This is a genomic window from Mycobacterium sp. (genome assembly GCF_047975165.1).
Taxonomy (GTDB): domain Bacteria; phylum Actinomycetota; class Actinomycetes; order Mycobacteriales; family Mycobacteriaceae; genus Mycobacterium.
Map to the genome: position 1 here is coordinate 1 of NZ_JBKECZ010000125.1, position 16,568 is coordinate 16,568.

At 66.5% G+C, this 16,568-nt stretch carries 16 protein-coding genes and 1 pseudogene; 7 read left to right on the forward strand and 10 right to left on the reverse strand.

All coding sequences use genetic code 11. From position 1 onward, the window contains the following. Nucleotides 1-115 precede the first annotated feature (115 nt). The 5 genes from ACK5M9_RS12550 to hemW form a co-directional block, all read right to left on the reverse strand. Nucleotides 116-1,117 (reverse strand): hypothetical protein, encoded by a 1,002-nt coding sequence (locus tag ACK5M9_RS12550; protein WP_416893499.1) that lies wholly within the window; start codon nt 1,115-1,117, stop codon nt 116-118. Beyond that, nucleotides 1,084-1,749 (reverse strand): hypothetical protein, encoded by a 666-nt coding sequence (locus ACK5M9_RS12555; RefSeq protein ID WP_416893500.1) that lies wholly within the window; start codon nt 1,747-1,749, stop codon nt 1,084-1,086. The genes ACK5M9_RS12550 and ACK5M9_RS12555 overlap by 34 nt, the downstream gene beginning before the upstream one ends. Before the next feature lie 108 nt (nt 1,750-1,857). Then, nucleotides 1,858-2,874, reverse strand: coding sequence for an acyl-ACP desaturase (locus ACK5M9_RS12560; RefSeq protein ID WP_416893501.1), 1,017 nt, complete (start codon nt 2,872-2,874; stop codon nt 1,858-1,860). Nucleotides 2,875-2,886: 12 nt separating this feature from the next. Further along, a complete protein-coding gene (locus ACK5M9_RS12565; RefSeq protein ID WP_416893502.1) occupies nt 2,887-3,675 on the reverse strand; it encodes a sigma 54 modulation/S30EA ribosomal C-terminal domain-containing protein in 789 nt (262 codons plus the stop codon). A 195-nt stretch (nt 3,676-3,870) separates the two neighbouring features. Further along, nucleotides 3,871-5,043 carry a radical SAM family heme chaperone HemW gene (hemW, locus tag ACK5M9_RS12570; RefSeq protein ID WP_416893503.1) on the reverse strand — a complete coding sequence of 391 codons (1,173 nt, stop codon included), beginning with the start codon at nt 5,041-5,043 and terminating at the stop codon, nt 3,871-3,873. A gap of 151 nt (nt 5,044-5,194) precedes the next feature. Here hemW and ACK5M9_RS12575 point away from each other — a divergent pair, with 151 nt between their 5' ends. From ACK5M9_RS12575 to ACK5M9_RS12590, 4 genes are all read left to right on the forward strand, one after another. Next, a complete protein-coding gene (locus ACK5M9_RS12575; RefSeq protein ID WP_416893504.1) occupies nt 5,195-5,296 on the forward strand; it encodes an Ms4527A family Cys-rich leader peptide in 102 nt (33 codons plus the stop codon). A gap of 113 nt (nt 5,297-5,409) precedes the next feature. Next, nucleotides 5,410-7,080 (forward strand): nitrite/sulfite reductase, encoded by a 1,671-nt coding sequence (locus ACK5M9_RS12580; RefSeq protein ID WP_416893505.1) that lies wholly within the window; start codon nt 5,410-5,412, stop codon nt 7,078-7,080. Further along, a complete protein-coding gene (locus ACK5M9_RS12585) occupies nt 7,077-7,823 on the forward strand; it encodes a phosphoadenylyl-sulfate reductase (protein WP_416893506.1) in 747 nt (248 codons plus the stop codon). Before ACK5M9_RS12580 ends, ACK5M9_RS12585 begins: the two co-directional genes overlap by 4 nt. Next, entirely contained in the window at nt 7,802-8,539 is a 738-nt protein-coding gene (locus ACK5M9_RS12590) for a sirohydrochlorin chelatase (RefSeq protein WP_416893507.1), read from the forward strand. Before ACK5M9_RS12585 ends, ACK5M9_RS12590 begins: the two co-directional genes overlap by 22 nt. A 69-nt stretch (nt 8,540-8,608) precedes the next feature. Here the strand turns inward: ACK5M9_RS12590 and ACK5M9_RS12595 are convergent, their stop codons facing one another. The 5 genes from ACK5M9_RS12595 to ACK5M9_RS12615 all read right to left on the reverse strand — a co-directional run bounded on the left by ACK5M9_RS12595 (nt 8,609) and on the right by ACK5M9_RS12615 (nt 12,842). Further along, the gene (locus tag ACK5M9_RS12595; RefSeq protein ID WP_416893508.1) at nt 8,609-9,634 is read right to left on the reverse strand and encodes a sulfate/molybdate ABC transporter ATP-binding protein; all 1,026 of its coding nucleotides are present in this window, start codon (nt 9,632-9,634) and stop codon (nt 8,609-8,611) included. 21 nt (nt 9,635-9,655) lie between these two features. Beyond that, entirely contained in the window at nt 9,656-10,462 is an 807-nt protein-coding gene (gene cysW, locus ACK5M9_RS12600; protein WP_416893509.1) for a sulfate ABC transporter permease subunit CysW, read from the reverse strand. Further along, nucleotides 10,459-11,307, reverse strand: a complete 849-nt coding sequence (cysT, locus tag ACK5M9_RS12605; RefSeq protein WP_416893513.1) for a sulfate ABC transporter permease subunit CysT — start codon at nt 11,305-11,307, stop codon at nt 10,459-10,461. Before cysT ends, cysW begins: the two co-directional genes overlap by 4 nt. 29 nt (nt 11,308-11,336) lie before the next feature. Continuing rightward, nucleotides 11,337-12,317, reverse strand: a complete 981-nt coding sequence (locus ACK5M9_RS12610) for an extracellular solute-binding protein (protein ID WP_416893514.1) — start codon at nt 12,315-12,317, stop codon at nt 11,337-11,339. A gap of 330 nt (nt 12,318-12,647) precedes the next feature. Continuing rightward, entirely contained in the window at nt 12,648-12,842 is a 195-nt protein-coding gene (locus ACK5M9_RS12615) for a hypothetical protein (RefSeq protein ID WP_416893510.1), read from the reverse strand. A 266-nt stretch (nt 12,843-13,108) separates the two neighbouring features. On the opposite strand from ACK5M9_RS12615, the pseudogene ACK5M9_RS12620 reads away from it, so the two are divergent. From ACK5M9_RS12620 to ACK5M9_RS12630, 3 genes and pseudogenes are all read left to right on the forward strand, one after another. Next, nucleotides 13,109-15,013 (forward strand): annotated as a pseudogene (locus tag ACK5M9_RS12620) (glycoside hydrolase family 15 protein); the annotation flags it as partial. A gap of 149 nt (nt 15,014-15,162) precedes the next feature. Further along, nucleotides 15,163-16,089, forward strand: coding sequence for a glycosyltransferase (locus tag ACK5M9_RS12625; RefSeq protein WP_416893511.1), 927 nt, complete (start codon nt 15,163-15,165; stop codon nt 16,087-16,089). Beyond that, on the forward strand, nt 16,086-16,568 hold a 483-nt coding region (locus ACK5M9_RS12630; RefSeq protein WP_416893512.1), incomplete at its 3' end, for a hypothetical protein. The genes ACK5M9_RS12625 and ACK5M9_RS12630, both read left to right, overlap by 4 nt.

Consider the following 16,568-nt stretch of genomic DNA (forward strand, 5'->3'; position numbering starts at 1 on the left):
CGTTACGGCCGAGCCTGCCCGCATCGGTATAGCGGTGGCTGGGTCGCAGCTATGGATGCGCTTTGAATGGCCACCCGGTCACGTTCGCGGAGCTGCGCCGGTGCCGCCCGGCCGCTCAGGCGCGGCTCCACGTGATTCGGGGAGCTCCGGCGGTCCCGTCGCGATTCAGGCGCCGGTAGCTCAGCCCGCCCGCGATCGCCATCGCCATCGTCAGCAGCCCGTTGAGGGCTGCGATGACCAGCGCGGCTCGTCCCGTCCGCTGCGCCGCAACCACGAACTTCCCACGAAACTTTTCCAGGTCACCGTAGGCGAGCACCCGCACATCGTTGATTGCCGGTAGCCGCTGGTCACTGCCGGCGGGGTGCATGGCGCCCGGATCACCCCAGAAGATCACCGGGTCACCGACGTGCAGTGCACACTCGTCTTGGCGCCGTCCGCTGTACGGCCAGTTCCACGCCTTGCCGACAGTGGATATGCCCTGCGCCCACCCCTGGGTGCCGTCGGCGAAGGTCACCGTGAAACTGGACGGCAGCCAACTGGTCACTCGCGACGAAGAAATGCTGTGCGAACCGCAATCGAAGCTGGCCAATACGTCGCGCTGGGACGTACCGGAATCTGTCGCGGTATCCGCCGCACCCAGACGCACCACCGCCAGAACCCCGTAAATCCTGGTGCTCGGCGGCCTGTTCCACCGTGCGAGAACCTCTTCGCCGGTGCGTACGACGGGCACGTCGGCAAGTTGGAGTCCATCATCGGCGACCCGCCACATCATCAACCCAACGGCACCGAAGCCGACCGCCAGCATCGCGCACAGTATCGCGGCCGACCACCGGTCGGCCCTGCGCTCCAATCGGGGCAGCACCTTGGTGACCACCGGCTGGGCCAATACCGCGACGATGACAGTGCCGGCACCGGTCGCGGCGGCGCGCGCGAAAACAAACGATGCACTGGGGCCGGTGAGTAAGAAGGTCATCGCCAGCATCGGGCCCGCGCACAGCACGACACCACACGACCGCCACGCCGAGCGCCGCCATCGGTACAGCAGGGCAGCGGTGACCATGGCGACCGCGGTCCAGGCCGCGATCAGCGCCATGCGTTCGCCAGAAGCGCCTGACACCGCTGCCCGAAGGCCACGAAATCCTGCAGAAACGTTGCGGAGCTCAAGACGTCGCAGCGCACTCGAACCTGCACGCCCTCACCCGAGATCGACACAACAGGTTGCTCACGTTCGGCGGGATGCCGGGCACACCAGTCTTCGACGGTACTCGCCAGCACCAACATCCGGCCGACATCAGCCATGTCGTCGGTGGCCAGGGCAAGCAGCCGCTGGTCGTCGATATCTTTGGGACGCAGCCGCTTTCCGTCGTCGAGACGGTCCATGCCCAGCCAGCCGGCCATCCTGTCGGGCATCGATCCCAGCAATCCCACAGCCAGCTCTCGCAGCGGCCCGGGTGGGCTCGGACCGACCAGCGCAGAACCGACCGCGGTCTTCGGACTGGGGGAACTCCAGCTGCTGGTGACGATGTGGGTTCTGGTCGACTGCTGGGCCGCATAGGACCGCGTCATCCGCACCACCCAGCCGCCGGATCGCGGGGTCACCGTTGTGGTTTCGCCGGCGCGCAGTGACATCCAGCCGCGCTGCTCCAACATGCCGGCGAACTCGGCCTGCCGGCGCTTGCGAGCGCCCACAATCACAACCGCAACCAACGTCGCAGCAGCCACGGCTGCCAGCACGGCGGCCAGTTCCATTCCCAGTGCCTCTCACTCGTCGACATCGGTGGCACTCCGACCTCAACCGCATTTAACACCAGGGCCGCCGGGGCCACGCCGAGGCACTGGGAGGCTGGAAGGCTGGGATCAGTGACGACTCAGCGTCAGGGTCCCCTGAGTCTTGAGCACCGATTTGGCCGTGATGCGCTCCTGCTTGCGTGCTTCCCGCTCGATGTAGCGATGCTTGGATTCCTCGAACTTCTCGCAGGTTTCCTCGAGTTCCTTGATCATCACGGCGAGGTCGTCGCGCATCCAAGCGGCTTCACCGGTGAAATCCTCGCGTTCGAAGATCCGCCATTTGCGCAGCACCGGCATGACAACCTCGTCGAGGTGGATTCGCGGATCGTAGACGCCGCCGACCGCGATGATCACCGCCTTGCGCCGGAATTCCGGCACCGTGAATCCGGGCATCTTGAAGTTGCGCAGAATGCGGTGCACCGACTTCATCGCCTGGTTGGGGGCGATGTCCAGGCCCGCCGCGCTGACGTCGCGGTAGAAGATCATGTGCAGGTTCTCGTCCGCCGAGACCCTGGCGAGCAGGCGGTCGGCGATGTCGTCGCTGCACGCCTTGCCGGTGTTGCGGTGCGAGACGCGGGTCGCCAGTTCCTGGAACGAGACGTACATCACCGAGTCGAACAGGCTCTCGGCGAACAGATCGCCCTGCTGGTTCTGTCCCGGGCTGAAACCCCGGGTCATCTGCTCCATCCGCAGCTTCTCCAGCTCCACCGGATCGACGGCGCGGGTGACCACCAGATAGTCGCGCAGTGCGGTGCTGTGCCGGTTCTCCTCGGCCGTCCAGCGGTTGACCCACTGCCCCCACGCGCCGTCGATGGAGAAGTTCATCGCGATCTCGCGGTGATACGATGGGAGGTTGTCCTCGGTCAGCAGGTTCTGCACCATCGCGACCTGTGCGACATCGGACAACTGACTCTGGCCGGGCTCCCAGTCCTGGCCGTCCAGGGTGTAAAAGTTCTTCCCGTCCGACCACGGGATGTAGTCGTGCGGATTCCATTCCTTGAATACCCTCAGGTGGCGATTGAGCAGATCCTCTGCCACCGGCTCCAGCTCTTGGAGCAATTGCATATTGGTCATTTCTTTTGGCATGACTTCTCCCAATCATCCATTGCTGTTCGAATAGCCGGCAGGCGAAGGACTTATCAATCCGAGGTTACCGTCGTGACGCGGGTACAGCAGGTTGCCGCGGCCGGTGATCTCGTCGGTGAAAAACAATCGCTGCAAGCCATAGTCCCGGACCCGGCGCAGCGCCTCGCCCTCGGTGAGCACAGGTGGCACAACGGGATTCATGATCAGCGGGACCGGACTGTCCGAGTTGGCCGATGACGGCGCCCATCCGGGCGGGCACACATGATATTGCCGGGTCAACCGCAATCGGGAAGGCCCCGCCCGATAGACCAGAGCGTCTTCGCCGGTGTCGGCATCGGCGAACACGTGCGCGTCGTAGTCCATCGCATCCATCACCTGCGCCGCTTGCAGCGGGGTAAGGCGCTGCAGCACAACCGATTTGCGCCTCGTCAGGACCGCGTCGCACGGCACCGTCATCGGTTCGCGGGTTCGGTCGGGCGACACCCGGGGCCGCCAGGGTGCACACATTCGCGCGAGCTGCCGATCCAGCCGGGCCAGCGCAGGCGCGAGGTCGTCGACACCGCCGGTGACCGCGACCACGCGGGCCGGCTGTTCCCCGACTCGGAAGTTCACCTGCACCACCATCGGCCCCCGGCCGCATCGCCCGGTCTTTACCCGGACCCTGGCGCCCCCGGTTACCTCACGCCGGGACAACAGGCGCTGCACGGCGCGCTCGATCTGCTCGGCGCGGACGCCGGTGAGCCGACCACCGGACACTACGGTGACAGCAGGGGGTTCCCGCAACGGTTCAGCTGAAACCACTCCCGGAAAACCTCCCTCTCGTGCGGTTCGGCATTCCCCTCCGATCCCGAACCCCGGTACCGCGACAGTGAATGCCACTCTGGCAAAGAGTGGCCCCCGAGCGACCAGCCGTACTAGGGACCAAAGTCCCGCGCCGGATGTACCGTGGTCACCCATATCTCGGCGACCAGCGCGTTCGCCAGCCCCGGCGGCCGTTCAGCCCAGCAGGGTGCGCACCACGGCATCGGCCAGCAGGCGCCCCCGTCCGGTCAGCACCAGCCGGTCCCCGTCGACCACCGCCAGCCCGTCGGCCAGCACCGTTGCGACCCGGTCTCGTTCGGCGCCGGTCAACCGGTCCAGCGCCAGTCCCCGCCGCAGCCGGACGCCCAGCAGCACCTCTTCGGTGTGCGACGCATCCGCACCGAGCTGCTCGAAACCCGCGACCGGCAGCCGACCGTCCCCGAGCGCCTCGGCATAGGTGTTGGGGTGCTTGAGGTTCCACCACCGGGTCGTACCGAGGTAGCCGTGTGCGCCGGGCCCGGCGCCCCACCACTGGCCGCCGTCCCAATAGCCGAGATTGTGCCGGCATTGCCCGCCAGGCCGAGCCCAGTTGGATATCTCGTACCAGGTCAGCCCCGCCGCCGACAGCCGCTCGTCGGCCAACTCGTAGCGCCGGGCGAGCACGTCGTCCTCGGGTGCGGCCAGCTCGCCGCTGCGGACCCGGCGGGCCAGCGCGGTGCCCTCCTCGACCACCAGCGCATACGCCGAGACGTGGTCGACGCCGGTTTCGATGGCGGTGTCCAGCGAACGCCGCAGGTCATCGTCGGTCTCCCCCGGAGTTCCGTAGATCAGGTCGAGGCTGACGTGTTCGAACCCGAAGGCCCGGGCCTCGCGCGCGGCTGCCGCGGACCGGTTCGGGGTGTGGACCCGGTCCAGCACCCCCAGCACATGGGGAACCACCGATTGCATGCCCAGTGACACCCGGGTGTACCCGGCACGGCGAATGTCTTCGAAGAACTCCGGCCATGTCGACTCGGGGTTTGCCTCGGTGGTGATCTCGGCGTCGGCCGCCAGCACGAAATTCTGGCGCACCGCATCCAGCAGCGCGGTCAGCCGCGCGGCGCCGAGCAGGGATGGGGTACCGCCGCCGACGAACACGGTGTCCACCGTCGTGGCGTCGAGCCGGGCGGCCGCCAGCTCGAACTCCGCCTGCAACGCCGCCAGCCAGGCGTCGGGATTGACCCCGCCCAGTTCGGCCGGGGTATAGGTGTTGAAGTCGCAGTACCCGCAGCGGGTGATGCAGAACGGGACGTGGACGTAGAGCCCGAACGGCCGTCCCGCGGTGGGCTGGGTGGCCGGCAGGTCCGCCGGCGCCTGACGAAGGGCCATGCCGAATTTTGGCACGGCGCGGCGACCGGGTGCGGTCAACAGGGGTTTCGCGGGTGGTCCCGCGATCCACGACCAGCCTAGGGACGTAGTTTCGCTCATCGTGAGCCGAAATTCGCCCTGATGGCGTGGCCCGCCGGAAATCCATGGCAGAATGTCAGCCGTGACCGTCGCCAAGTCGAACCAGCGGGTAGCCCTGGTGGTGCGGCGGCATATCGACTTCAAGCGCATCTGTAGCTGTTGCTGTCTGCATTGATGTCGTAGACCCAGTCCACCTGTATTTCCAGCTGGCCACCGGTACTGCGCCGCCCGGAAACCGGTGTATTGCGCGCGCAAAGGTCCGCATTGTCCGCGAAGGAGAGCCACCGTATGACTTCCGCACGCCCGGCCAGGGCCCCCCGCAACGAAGGCCAATGGGCGCTGGGCAACCGCGACCCGTTGAACCCCAACGAAGAGCTCAAGAAGGCCGGCAGCCCGCTCGACGTACGCGAGCGCATCGAGAACATCTACGCCGAGGGCGGGTTCGACAGCATCGACAAAGGTGACTTGCGCGGACGTTTCCGCTGGTGGGGCCTCTACACCCAGCGCGAGCAGGGCTACGACGGCTCGTGGACCGGCGACGAGAACGCCGACGTACTCGAGGCCAAGTACTTCATGCTGCGGGTGCGCTGCGACGGCGGCGCGGTTTCCGCAGCCGCGATGCGAACACTCGGAGGGATTTCCACCGAATTCGCCCGGGACACCGCCGACATCTCCGACCGGGCCAACATTCAGTACCACTGGATCAGGGTCGAGGACGTCCCGGAGATCTGGCGCCGGCTCGACCAGGTGGGCCTGCACACCACCGAGGCCTGCGGCGACTGCCCTCGTGTCGTGCTCGGCTCGCCGCTGGCCGGTGAATCGCTCGACGAGGTGATCGACCCCACCTGGGCCATCGACGAGATCGTCGAACGCTACATCGGCGACCCCGACTTCGCGGACCTGCCGCGCAAGTACAAGACCGCCATCTCGGGCCTGCAGGATGTGGCCCACGAGATCAACGACATCGCCTTCATCGGCGTCAACCATCCCGAGCACGGCCCCGGCCTGGACCTGTGGGTGGGCGGCGGGTTGTCGACCAACCCGATGCTGGCCCAGCGGGTCGGCGCCTGGGTGCCGCTGGCAGAGGTTCCCGAGGTCTGGGTCGCGGTGACCTCGGTCTTCCGCGACTACGGCTACCGGCGGCTGCGGTCGAAGGCGCGGATGAAATTCCTGATCAAGGACTGGGGGGTGGAGAAGTTCCGTGAAGTCCTGGAAACCGAATACCTCAAGCGTCCGTTGATCGACGGCCCGGCGCCGCAGCAGCTGGCCCGCCCGATCGACCACGTCGGCGTGCAGCGGCTGAAGAACGGACTCAACGCCATCGGTGTCGCGCCGATCGCCGGACGGATATCGGGATCCATTCTCACCGAGATCGCCGACCTCGCCGAAAACGCCGGGTCGGACCGGATCCGTTTCACCCCCTACCAAAAGCTGGTCATCCTCGATGTGCCCGACGACAAACTCGACGAGACCCTCGCCGGGCTGGAGCGCCTGGGCCTGCAGTCGAATCCGTCGCCGTGGCGCCGGAATTTGATGGCATGCAGCGGAATCGAATACTGCAAATTGTCATTCGCCGAGACCCGGGTCCGGGCACAGTCTTTGGCGCCGGAGCTGGAGCGACGCCTGGAGGACATCAACGCCATCCTCGACGTGCCCATCACCGTCAACATCAACGGCTGCCCGAACTCGTGTGCCCGAATCCAGGTCGCCGACATCGGCTTCAAGGGCCAAATGGTCGACGACGGCCAGGGCGGCTCGACCGAGGGGTTCCAGGTTCATCTGGGCGGCAGCCTCGGGGTGGACAGCGGCTTCGGCCGCAAATTACGCCAGCACAAGGTCACCAGCGCCGAGCTCGGCGACTACATCGAGCGGGTGGCCCGCAACTTCCTCAAGCACCGCAACGACGGTGAACGCTTCGCGCAGTGGGCCGTTCGAGCCGACGAGGACGACCTGCGATGAACCACGCACGCTTGCGCGCCGAAGACGACCTGCGCGAGCTCGCCGCGCGCGGCGCCGCCGAACTCGACGGTGCCGGCGCCGCGGAGTTGCTGGCGTGGACCGATCTCACCTTCGGTGCCGGCGGCGGTGCCGGGCCGGACGAGGGCCCATGCTGCGACTATGTGGTGGCCTCCAACATGGCCGACGCGGTCCTGGTGGACCTCGCCTCGAAGGTGCGCCCGGGTGTGCCGGTGTTGTTTCTGGACACCGGCTATCACTTCGCCGAGACTATCGGCACCCGGGATGCGGTCGAATCCGTTTACGACATCCGCATTGTCAACGTCACCCCGGAGCACACCGTGGCCGAGCAGGACGACCTGCTGGGCGCCGACCTGTTCGCCCGTGATCCCGCCGAGTGCTGCCGGCTTCGCAAGGTGGTGCCGCTGGGCAAGGCGCTGCGCGGCTATTCCGCCTGGGTGACCGGGCTGCGCCGGGTCGAGGCTCCCACTCGCGCCAATGCCCCGCTGATCAGTTTCGACGAGGCATTCAAGCTGGTGAAGATCAACCCGTTGGCGGCCTGGACGGACCAACAGGTACAGGACTACATCGACACCCACGGCGTGCTGGTCAATCCGCTTGTCTACGAAGGGTATCCGTCGATCGGATGCGCTCCGTGCACGGCCAGACCCGTCGTCGGCGCCGACCCGCGCAGCGGACGCTGGCAGGGGCTGTCGAAGACCGAATGCGGATTGCACGCCTCGTGACCACGCTGGTGCTGACCGCGCACGGCAGTGCGGACCCCCGGTCGGCGGCCAACACCCGCGCCGTCGCGGCCCGGGTGGCCCGGATGCGGCCGGGACTCGATGTGCGCGTTGCGTTCTGCGAGCACAACTCTCCCGGCCTGGCCGAGGTACTCCACGCGTGTCGCGAGGGCGCCGTGGTCACTCCCCTGTTGCTGGCCGACGCCTACCACGCCCGCGTCGACATCCCGGCCCAGATCGCAGCGTGCGATCCGGCAAGGCGCGGGATCACGGTGCGCCAGGCCGACGTACTCGGCGAAGACGACCGCCTGGTGTCGGTGCTGCGGCAGCGTGTGCGGCAATCCGGGATCCGGCACGACGACGCGGCGGCCGGTGTGGTCGTTGTCGCGATCGGCTCGTCGGACCCGGCGGCCAACACGCGCACCGCACAGGTTGCGCCGAAACTCCTGGCCGGAACGCGCTGGGCGGCGACGACGGCCTACGCCACCCGTCCCGAACCGTCCCTGGCCGACGCCGTCGAAGGGCTGCGGCGCCAGGGCGCCCACCACCTGGTCATTGCACCGTGGTTCCTGGCACCTGGGCGGGTACCCGACCGGGTGCGGCGCTTCGCCGACGACGCCGGCATCCCCATGGCCGCGCCGCTGGGCGCACACCCGTTGGTGGCCGAGACGGTGCTGGACCGTTTCGATCGAGTGCTCGCCGCACGCGTCGCCGCCTGAACGGCACCGGCCGGCCGCTCGAGGGTCGCGCTTGCCCGCGATCCGCGCGATCGGTCGCCCCGGAGCGGTTCAGGGGGATATCGCCGGAACCCGGGTGGCACGCACGTAGACGACGTCCCCCTCGCGCAACGCCAGCGCCTCGGCATCGCCGCGGGTGATCTGCGCGGTGAACTGTCCGCCATTGGCCGCACTGGTCAATTCCACCCGCACTTCGAAGCCCAGCGCCACCACCCGGTCGACGGTCGCGCGCAGCACACCGATCGACTCCGCCGCCCCGTCGGCACCCGCGACCGCCGGCGCCGGATTGCGCCCCACCCGGATGTCGTGCGGGCGAACCAGAGTCCCGTTGAGCGTGGACACCTCCCCCAAAAACGACATCACAAACGATGTTGCCGGGGTGTCGTACACCGCGGTCGGCGATCCGACCTGCTCGATCCGGCCCTTGTTCAGCACGGCGATCCGATCCGCCACATCCATCGCTTCGGCCTGATCGTGGGTCACCAGGACGGTGGTGACGTGCACCTCGTCGTGCAGGCGGCGCAGCCACGACCGCAGATCCGCACGGACTTTGGCGTCCAGGGCGCCGAAGGGCTCATCGAGCAGCAACACCTCCGGGTCGACGGCAAGCGCCCGCGCCAGCGCCATCCGCTGGCGCTGACCTCCGGAGAGTTGATGGGGGTAACGGTCATGAAATCCGCTGAGCCCCACCACTTCCAGTAGGTTGTCGACCTTCTCGGCGATCTCGGTCTTGGGCCGCTTTCGGATCTTCAGCCCGTAGGCCACGTTGTTGCGCACGGTCATGTGCTTGAACGCGGCATAGTGCTGAAAGACAAAGCCGATGCCGCGGCGCTGCGGTGGCACCCCGGTTACGTCCCGGCCGTATATCGTGACGGTGCCGCTGTCCGGCTGGTCAAGACCGGCGATGGTGCGCAGCAGTGTCGATTTGCCCGACCCGCTAGGGCCCAGCAACGCTGTGAGCGAACCGGTGGGCACGACGAAGTCCACGTGGTCCAGGGCGACGAAATCGCCGTACCGCTTGCATGCGTCCCGTACCACGATCGCGTGGCCGGCCTGGTCGCGCCCGGTGTCGTTCATCGGTGAATCTCCCTGTCCGGCTTACCGACTTGCCCGGCGCATATCGAGCACCGCCTGGGCCAGCAGCACCAGGACCGCGACCGTCATCAGCAGCGTCGACAGCGCGTAGGCGCCGTACTCCGCCCCGCGATGGTAGCGATCCGACACCAGCAACGTCAGTGTCTGAGACTTCCCCGGAAGATTGGACGACACCATGAGCACAGCGCCGTACTCGCCGAGGGTCCGCGCGACGGTCAGCACGATGCCGTACGTCAGACCCCATCGGATGGACGGCAACGTGATCCGCCAGAATGTCTGCCACCAGCCGGATCCCAGGGTTGCCGCCGCCTGTTCCTGGTCGATCCCCAACTCATGCAGCACCGGTTCGACCTCGCGGATCACAAACGGCAAGGTGACGAAGATGCTGGCCAGCACAATGCCGGGCAGCCCGAAGATGATCTTGATGCCCAGGTCGCGCTCGACGAATCCCAGCAGTCCACCGGTTCCCCACAGCACGATCAGCGCGACACCCACGATGACCGGCGATACCGCGAACGGCAGGTCGATGATCGCCTGCAGCACCCCTTTGCCGCGAAACCTGTTGCGTGCCAGCATCATGGCCGTCGGTATGCCGAACAGGACATTCAGCGGGACGACAATGGCCACCACCAGCATCGACAAGTTCAGTGCCGATATCGCGGCCGGGGTGCCGATCCAGTCGAGAAACGTGCCCAAACCCGGTTCGACGGTACGCCACAGGATGAGCGCCACCGGAATAGCCAGCAGCAGAGCCACATACGCCAGTGCGGTGTACCTCAGCAGGTAGCGAATCGCCGGCGACGCGATCATCGTGCCGCCTCTTCACGACCGGACGTGCGGCTGCCCGCCACGCGCAGGATCAGCAGTACCAGGAATGAAATCGTCAGCAACACAATCGATAGTGCGGCCGCACCGGTGCGGTCGTCGTTCTCGATCAGCGTCCGGATCCATTGCGACGACACCTCGGTCCGGCCCGGTACCGCACCACCGATGAGCACCACTGACCCGAACTCGCCGATGGCCCGGGAGAAGGCCAGGCCCGCACCCGACAGTAAGGCGGGTAGCAGCGCAGGCAGCACCACCGAGGCGAAGACCCTGGGGCCGCTGGCCCCCAGCGAGGCCGCCGCCTCCTCGACCTCACGATCCATCTCCAGCAGGACCGGCTGGACGGCACGCACCACGAAGGGCAGGGTGACGAAGGCCAGCGCTACCCCGACACCGGACTCGGTGTGTTGCAGATGAAGACCCACCGGGCTGTGCGGGCCGTACAGGGCCAGCATCACCAGGCTGGCAACGATGGTGGGCAGTGCGAACGGCAGATCGATGATCGCATCCACCAGGCGCTTGCCCACGAATTCGTCACGCACCAGCACCCAGGCGATCAGCAGTCCGAATACCGTATTGATCAGTGTCACCCCGGCCGAGACGGTCAGCGTGACCCGCAAAGACTCCAGCGCCGCGTGCGAGGTGACCGCATGCCAAAACGCCTGGCGTCCGCCGCTGACGGCCTGCCAGCCGATCGCGGCCAGCGGGAGCAACACGATCACCGAAAGCCACACCGTGGCCACACCGACACGCAGCGACGTTCCGGAGGCCCAGGCGCCGGGCCCGCCGGAGTCGGGGACTTCACCGGACTGCCCCGGTCCCGGGCGCATCGCCGCCGGTTCGGGCGCGGCAGTCACCGTCATCCGGTGGTCCGGGTATAGATCCGGGTGATGGCGCCCGACCTCTTGTCGAACAGCAGCGGGTCGACGCTGTCCCAGCCGCCCAGGTCGGCGATCGTCCACAGCTTGGCCGGCATGGGGAACCGATCCCGGAACTCCGCGACGACGGCCGGGTCCACCGGCCGGAACCCCGCCTGGGCCCACAATCGCTGTGCGGCAGCTGTGTACTGGAAGTTCTTGAATGCGACGGACTCGGCGAGGTGGGTGCTCGAGGTGATCACCGCCATCGGATTCTCGATCTTGAAGGTCTGCGGCGGGGTAACGTGTTCCACCTGTTTGCCCGCCCGCTCGGCCGCGATGGCCTCGTTCTCATAGCTGATCAGCACATCGCCGGTGCCCTGGACGAAGACATCGGTTGCCTCCCGGCCGGACGCCGGCCGCATTTTCACGTGCTCACCGACCAAGCGGCCCACGAAGTCGATCCCCGCCTGGCCGTTGCGGCCGCCGTCGCTCTTGACCGCGTACGGGGCCAACAGGTTCCATTTGGCCGAACCCGAACTCAGCGGGCTGGCGGTGATGACTTCCATGCCGGGGCGCAGCAGGTCGTCCCAATCCCTGATGTTCTTCGGATTGCCCTTGCGCACCACCAGCGTCACCACCGACCCGAACGGAATGCCCTTGGTTGCATCGGCATTCCAGTCCTTGGCGACGATTCCGGCGCGGACGAGCCTGGTGATGTCGGGTTGGGCGGAGAAGTTCACCAGATCCGCAGGCTTCCCGTCGGCAACGCCGCGCGACTGGTCGCTGGAGGCGCCGTAGGAGGCGATCACCTGGATGCCTTTGCCCGCGGCATCCGCGTTGAAGGCGGGAATCACCTCGGACCAACCGGGTTCGGCGACCGAATACGACACCAGCGTCACACTGGATTTCGCATCCGGCATGGCCCCGGCGCCGACGACGTCGCTGGGACCACCACTGCAAGCCGCACCCAGCCCGAGCATCCCGGCAACGGCCAGGACCGCACCCGGGCTGGGTTTCAGCGACAACAACGCTCGCCCGCGGCGCTGCGAAGCACCCGGGCGGCAGCACCGCACCAGAAAGCACCGCACCCGGAAACGGCGGCATTGCGCTGCCAGTCCTCGGATGCCACAAACATGCAGCGAGCCTAACAGAGTTCGCCCGACCGGCGATTCGGCACTTGGCCTGGGAAAGCAGCCGCGGCCGACACCGACTCAGCGGGTCAGCGGGTCAGCGGGTCAGCAGCCACATGACGATCACCAACACCACCAGACCGGCCAGCACCAATGTCACGTGCGAACGAGGCATGGCGGCTATCCGAGCGTCTCGTCGGAGTGCCGCACCCGGTGTATCAACTGGATCCCCTTCCCCAGCAGCAAGTCCGACACTGCCGCCATGCCGTAGGCCAGTACCAGGACCACCGGCATCACCACCAGCGCCTGAAGGACGAAGGGCAGCCCGGAAAGCCAAAGCTCCACACCGTCCCACCAATTCAGGATCCCGTCCACCGAGCCCACCTTATTGGCCGTGGCAGCCGAACCCAACGCGACCACCCTGCCGCGGGCGACACGTGGGCCGTCGGGTACGGAGCTGCCAGATGTAGACGACGAACAGGTCAACGGTCGATGATCGAGTGATGGTCCCGCCCGCCGATGCCACCGATGCCACCGATGCCACCGAGTCCGCCGGCTCCCATCCCGCGCCGTTCGGCTCCGCCGCCCCGGGCATCCCGGTGGAGTTGCACCCCACCTCTGAACATACGGCCACCGCCGGGTCCCGCGGCCCGTTCCCGCCGATAGCCGACTACGCGTTCCTGTCCGACTGGGAAACGACGTGCCTGATCTCACCGGCCGGTGCGGTGGAGTGGATGTGCGTCCCGCGACCCGATTCCCCCAGCGTTTTCGGCGCCATCCTCGACCGCAGCGCCGGCCACTTCCGACTGGGCCCCTATGGCGTATCGGTACCGTCGGCCCAGCGCTACCTACCCGGCAGCCTGATCATGGAAACCACCTGGCAGACCCACACCGGGTGGCTGATCGTGCGCGACGCACTGGTGATGGGGCCGTGGCACGATATCGAACGCCGGTCGCGGACGCACCGTCGCACCCCCATGGACTGGGACGCCGAGCACATCCTGCTGCGCACGGTGCGCTGCGTCAGCGGAACCGTCGAGCTGATGATGAACTGCGAGCCGGCCTTCGACTACCACCGCGTCGGAGCCAGCTGGGAATACGCGGCCAACGCCTACGGTGAGGTCATCGCGCGCGCCACCACGCAGCCCGACGCCCACCCAACACTGCGACTGACCAGCAATCTGCGAATCGGGCTGGAGGGTCGGGAGGCGCGGGCACGCACCCGGATGAAAGAAGGCGACGACGTGTTCGTCGCGCTGAGCTGGAGCAAACACCCGGCTCCCAGAACCTACGAGGACGCCACCGAGAAGATGTGGCAGACCACCGAGTGTTGGCGACAGTGGATCAACATCGGGAACTTCCCGGACCACCCGTGGCGGGCATACCTGCAGCGCAGCGCGCTCACCCTGAAGGGATTGACCTACTCGCCCACCGGAGCGTTGCTGGCGGCCAGTACCACCTCGCTCCCGGAAACACCGCACGGCGAGCGCAACTGGGACTACCGATACGCGTGGGTTCGCGACTCGACCTTTGCCCTCTGGGGCCTCTACACCCTGGGGCTCGACCGCGAGGCCGACGACTTCTTCGCCTTCATCGCCGACGTATCCGGTGCGAACAGCAATGAACGTCATCCGCTGCAGGTCATGTACGGAGTCGGTGGCGAACGCAGCCTGGTGGAAGAAGAACTGCCCCATCTGTCCGGTTATGACTTCGCACGCCCGGTCCGAATCGGCAACGGCGCGTACAACCAGGAGCAGCACGACATTTGGGGCTCGATCCTCGATTCGTTCTATCTGCACGCAAGGTCACGCGAACAAGTCCCCGAAACGCTGTGGCCCGTGCTCAAGCAACAGGTGGAAGAAGCGATCAAGCACTGGAGCGAGCCCGATCGCGGAATTTGGGAGGTACGCGGCGAACCGAAACACTTCACGTCGTCGAAGGTCATGTGCTGGGTGGCGCTGGACCGCGGCGCCAAACTCGCCGAACGTCAGGGCGAGAAGAGCTACGCCCAGCAATGGCGCGGGATCGCCGAGGAGATCAAGGCCGACATCCTCAAACACGGCGTCGACTCCCGCGGCGTGTTCACCCAGCGCTACGGCGACGACGCACTCGATGCGTCGCTGCTGCTGGTGGTCCTGACCCGATTCCTGCCTCCCGATGACCCGCGGGTGCGCAACACCGTGCTGGCGATCGCCGACGAACTCACCGAGGAAGGGTTGGTGCTGCGCTACCGGGTGGATGAGACCGATGACGGGCTCGCCGGCGAGGAGGGCACGTTCACCATCTGTTCGTTCTGGCTGGTGTCGGCGCTGGTGGAGATCGGTGAGCTGGCCCGGGCCAAGCGGCTGTGCGAGCGGTTGCTCGCCTATGCCAGCCCGCTGCTGCTCTACGCCGAGGAGATCGAGCCCCGCACCGGGCGGCAGTTGGGCAACTTCCCGCAGGCTTTCACCCACCTGGCACTGATCAACGCCGTGGTGCACGTGATCCGCGCCGAGGATGAGGCCGACGGCTCCGGGGTGTTCCAGCCGGCCAACGCGCCGGTGTGAGCCCGGTCCACGTCAACGAAGGCGAGGACTTTCTACCGCAGGTTCGCATTCTCGAACGGGTTTTCTGCCGTCGGCCGATCAGCTAGGCTATCGCCCGACGAACCTTGTCGCGTTGAGCGGCGTCGCACCATTTGCTGAAGGGGGTCGAAATGCTGTGGGTGGTGGTGCCAGCCTTCAATGAAGCGGAAAACCTTGGGGTGGTCATCCCGCAGATCGCCGAATCGGCGAAGGGCATCGACGCTGCCGCGCACGTACTGGTGGTCGACGACGGTTCGACCGACGGCACCGCAGACGTGATGAAGAAGGTCACCGAAAGCCACCCGGACATATCCATGGTGTCGATGGGCCGGAACCAGGGCAAAGCTGCCGCACTCAATCGCGGTTTCGGTGTCGCAGTCGAGGGTGGTGCGACCCTGGTGGCAATGATGGACGCCGACGGTCAAGACGATCCCGGCGAGCTTCCACGCTTGGTAGCCCAATTGGAAAATGGCGCCGGGTTGGTCACCGGTGCTCGTACCGTTCGCAACGACCGCTTTGTCAAACGGACCACGTCCAAGCTCTACAACCGAGTCACGGGAATTCTGTCGGGGGCGCCGGGACGGGACTTCAACTCGGGTTTCAAGGTTATGCGCGCTGAGGTTGCCGCGGACGTGGCTCCGATGATGTACGGCGAACTCCACCGGTACCTGACGGTCATTGCGCACTGGCGTGGCTACCGGATCGATGAATTGTCCGTGCAGCACCATCCTCGTTTGGCCGGCAACAGCAAGTACGGGATAGCACGCTTCTGGCGCGGGTTTCTGGATCTGCTCACCATCCGGTTCCTGATGACATACGAGAGCAGGCCGTCGCATCTGTTCAACGGCTTGGGCCTGACCAGTCTGGTCCTTGGCACCATGACGTTGCTCTACCTCGTCTACGACAAGCTGGTCCTGGGCCACGACATCGGAGACAGACCCCTGCTCACCGCAGGCATCTTGATGATCCTTGTGGGCTTGCAGGTCGTCGTCTTTGGGCTATTGGCCGAGTTGATGATCTACCTGCACAATCGCGACAGGGTGCACGAAACGCGATGAAACGTGCTTATATCGCCATCGCCCGTGGTGTGCGAACCTTTCTCGGCGCCATCGGCCTACTTCGGCTGATCGGCCGGTGGGCGAGTCGTTCCCCCACAGGCACGTGGGTGCGCTCACCGCTGTCCATCTACGACTTCGGTGACCTTCTGCTCCTTGACGTACCGTGGTGGACATTCAAGTCCGCAGCCGCGGTGACCAACTTTCTTGACGTGCACTCCGGGGCACGTGTCTTCGAATGGGGCTCTGGCGCCTCAACCGCGTGGCTCGCGCAACGCGCGGGCGAGGTGTCGTCCATCGAACACGACCCGGCCTGGGCCGATATGGTTCGGACCAGCATATTCGAGGCAAAGACGACCACTGCGGACGTCGATGTGCGAGCCGTGCAGCCCGAACCAGCCAATTCACCCGATGCAGTCCGCTCCGGCAAGCGTGGATTCGAACGCCTCGATTTCAGCGAATACGTCGCAGCGATCGATGAG

What these genes read in the sequence shown, in the direction of transcription:
- ACK5M9_RS12625 (WP_416893511.1), top strand. Translation starts at nt 15,163, where the DNA reads ATGCTGTGGGTGGTGGTGCCAGCCTTCAATGAAGCGGAAAACCTTGGG.
- ACK5M9_RS12595 (WP_416893508.1), bottom strand. Translation starts at nt 9,634, where the DNA reads ATGAACGACACCGGGCGCGACCAGGCCGGCCACGCGATCGTGGTACGG.
- ACK5M9_RS12580 (WP_416893505.1), top strand. Translation starts at nt 5,410, where the DNA reads ATGACTTCCGCACGCCCGGCCAGGGCCCCCCGCAACGAAGGCCAATGG.
- ACK5M9_RS12575 (WP_416893504.1), top strand. Translation starts at nt 5,195, where the DNA reads ATGTCAGCCGTGACCGTCGCCAAGTCGAACCAGCGGGTAGCCCTGGTG.
- ACK5M9_RS12590 (WP_416893507.1), top strand. Translation starts at nt 7,802, where the DNA reads ATGCGGATTGCACGCCTCGTGACCACGCTGGTGCTGACCGCGCACGGC.
- ACK5M9_RS12585 (WP_416893506.1), top strand. Translation starts at nt 7,077, where the DNA reads ATGAACCACGCACGCTTGCGCGCCGAAGACGACCTGCGCGAGCTCGCC.
- hemW (WP_416893503.1), bottom strand. Translation starts at nt 5,043, where the DNA reads ATGGCCCTTCGTCAGGCGCCGGCGGACCTGCCGGCCACCCAGCCCACC.
- cysW (WP_416893509.1), bottom strand. Translation starts at nt 10,462, where the DNA reads ATGATCGCGTCGCCGGCGATTCGCTACCTGCTGAGGTACACCGCACTG.
- ACK5M9_RS12610 (WP_416893514.1), bottom strand. Translation starts at nt 12,317, where the DNA reads ATGCTCGGGCTGGGTGCGGCTTGCAGTGGTGGTCCCAGCGACGTCGTC.
- ACK5M9_RS12560 (WP_416893501.1), bottom strand. Translation starts at nt 2,874, where the DNA reads ATGCCAAAAGAAATGACCAATATGCAATTGCTCCAAGAGCTGGAGCCG.
- cysT (WP_416893513.1), bottom strand. Translation starts at nt 11,307, where the DNA reads ATGCGCCCGGGACCGGGGCAGTCCGGTGAAGTCCCCGACTCCGGCGGG.
- ACK5M9_RS12555 (WP_416893500.1), bottom strand. Translation starts at nt 1,749, where the DNA reads ATGGAACTGGCCGCCGTGCTGGCAGCCGTGGCTGCTGCGACGTTGGTT.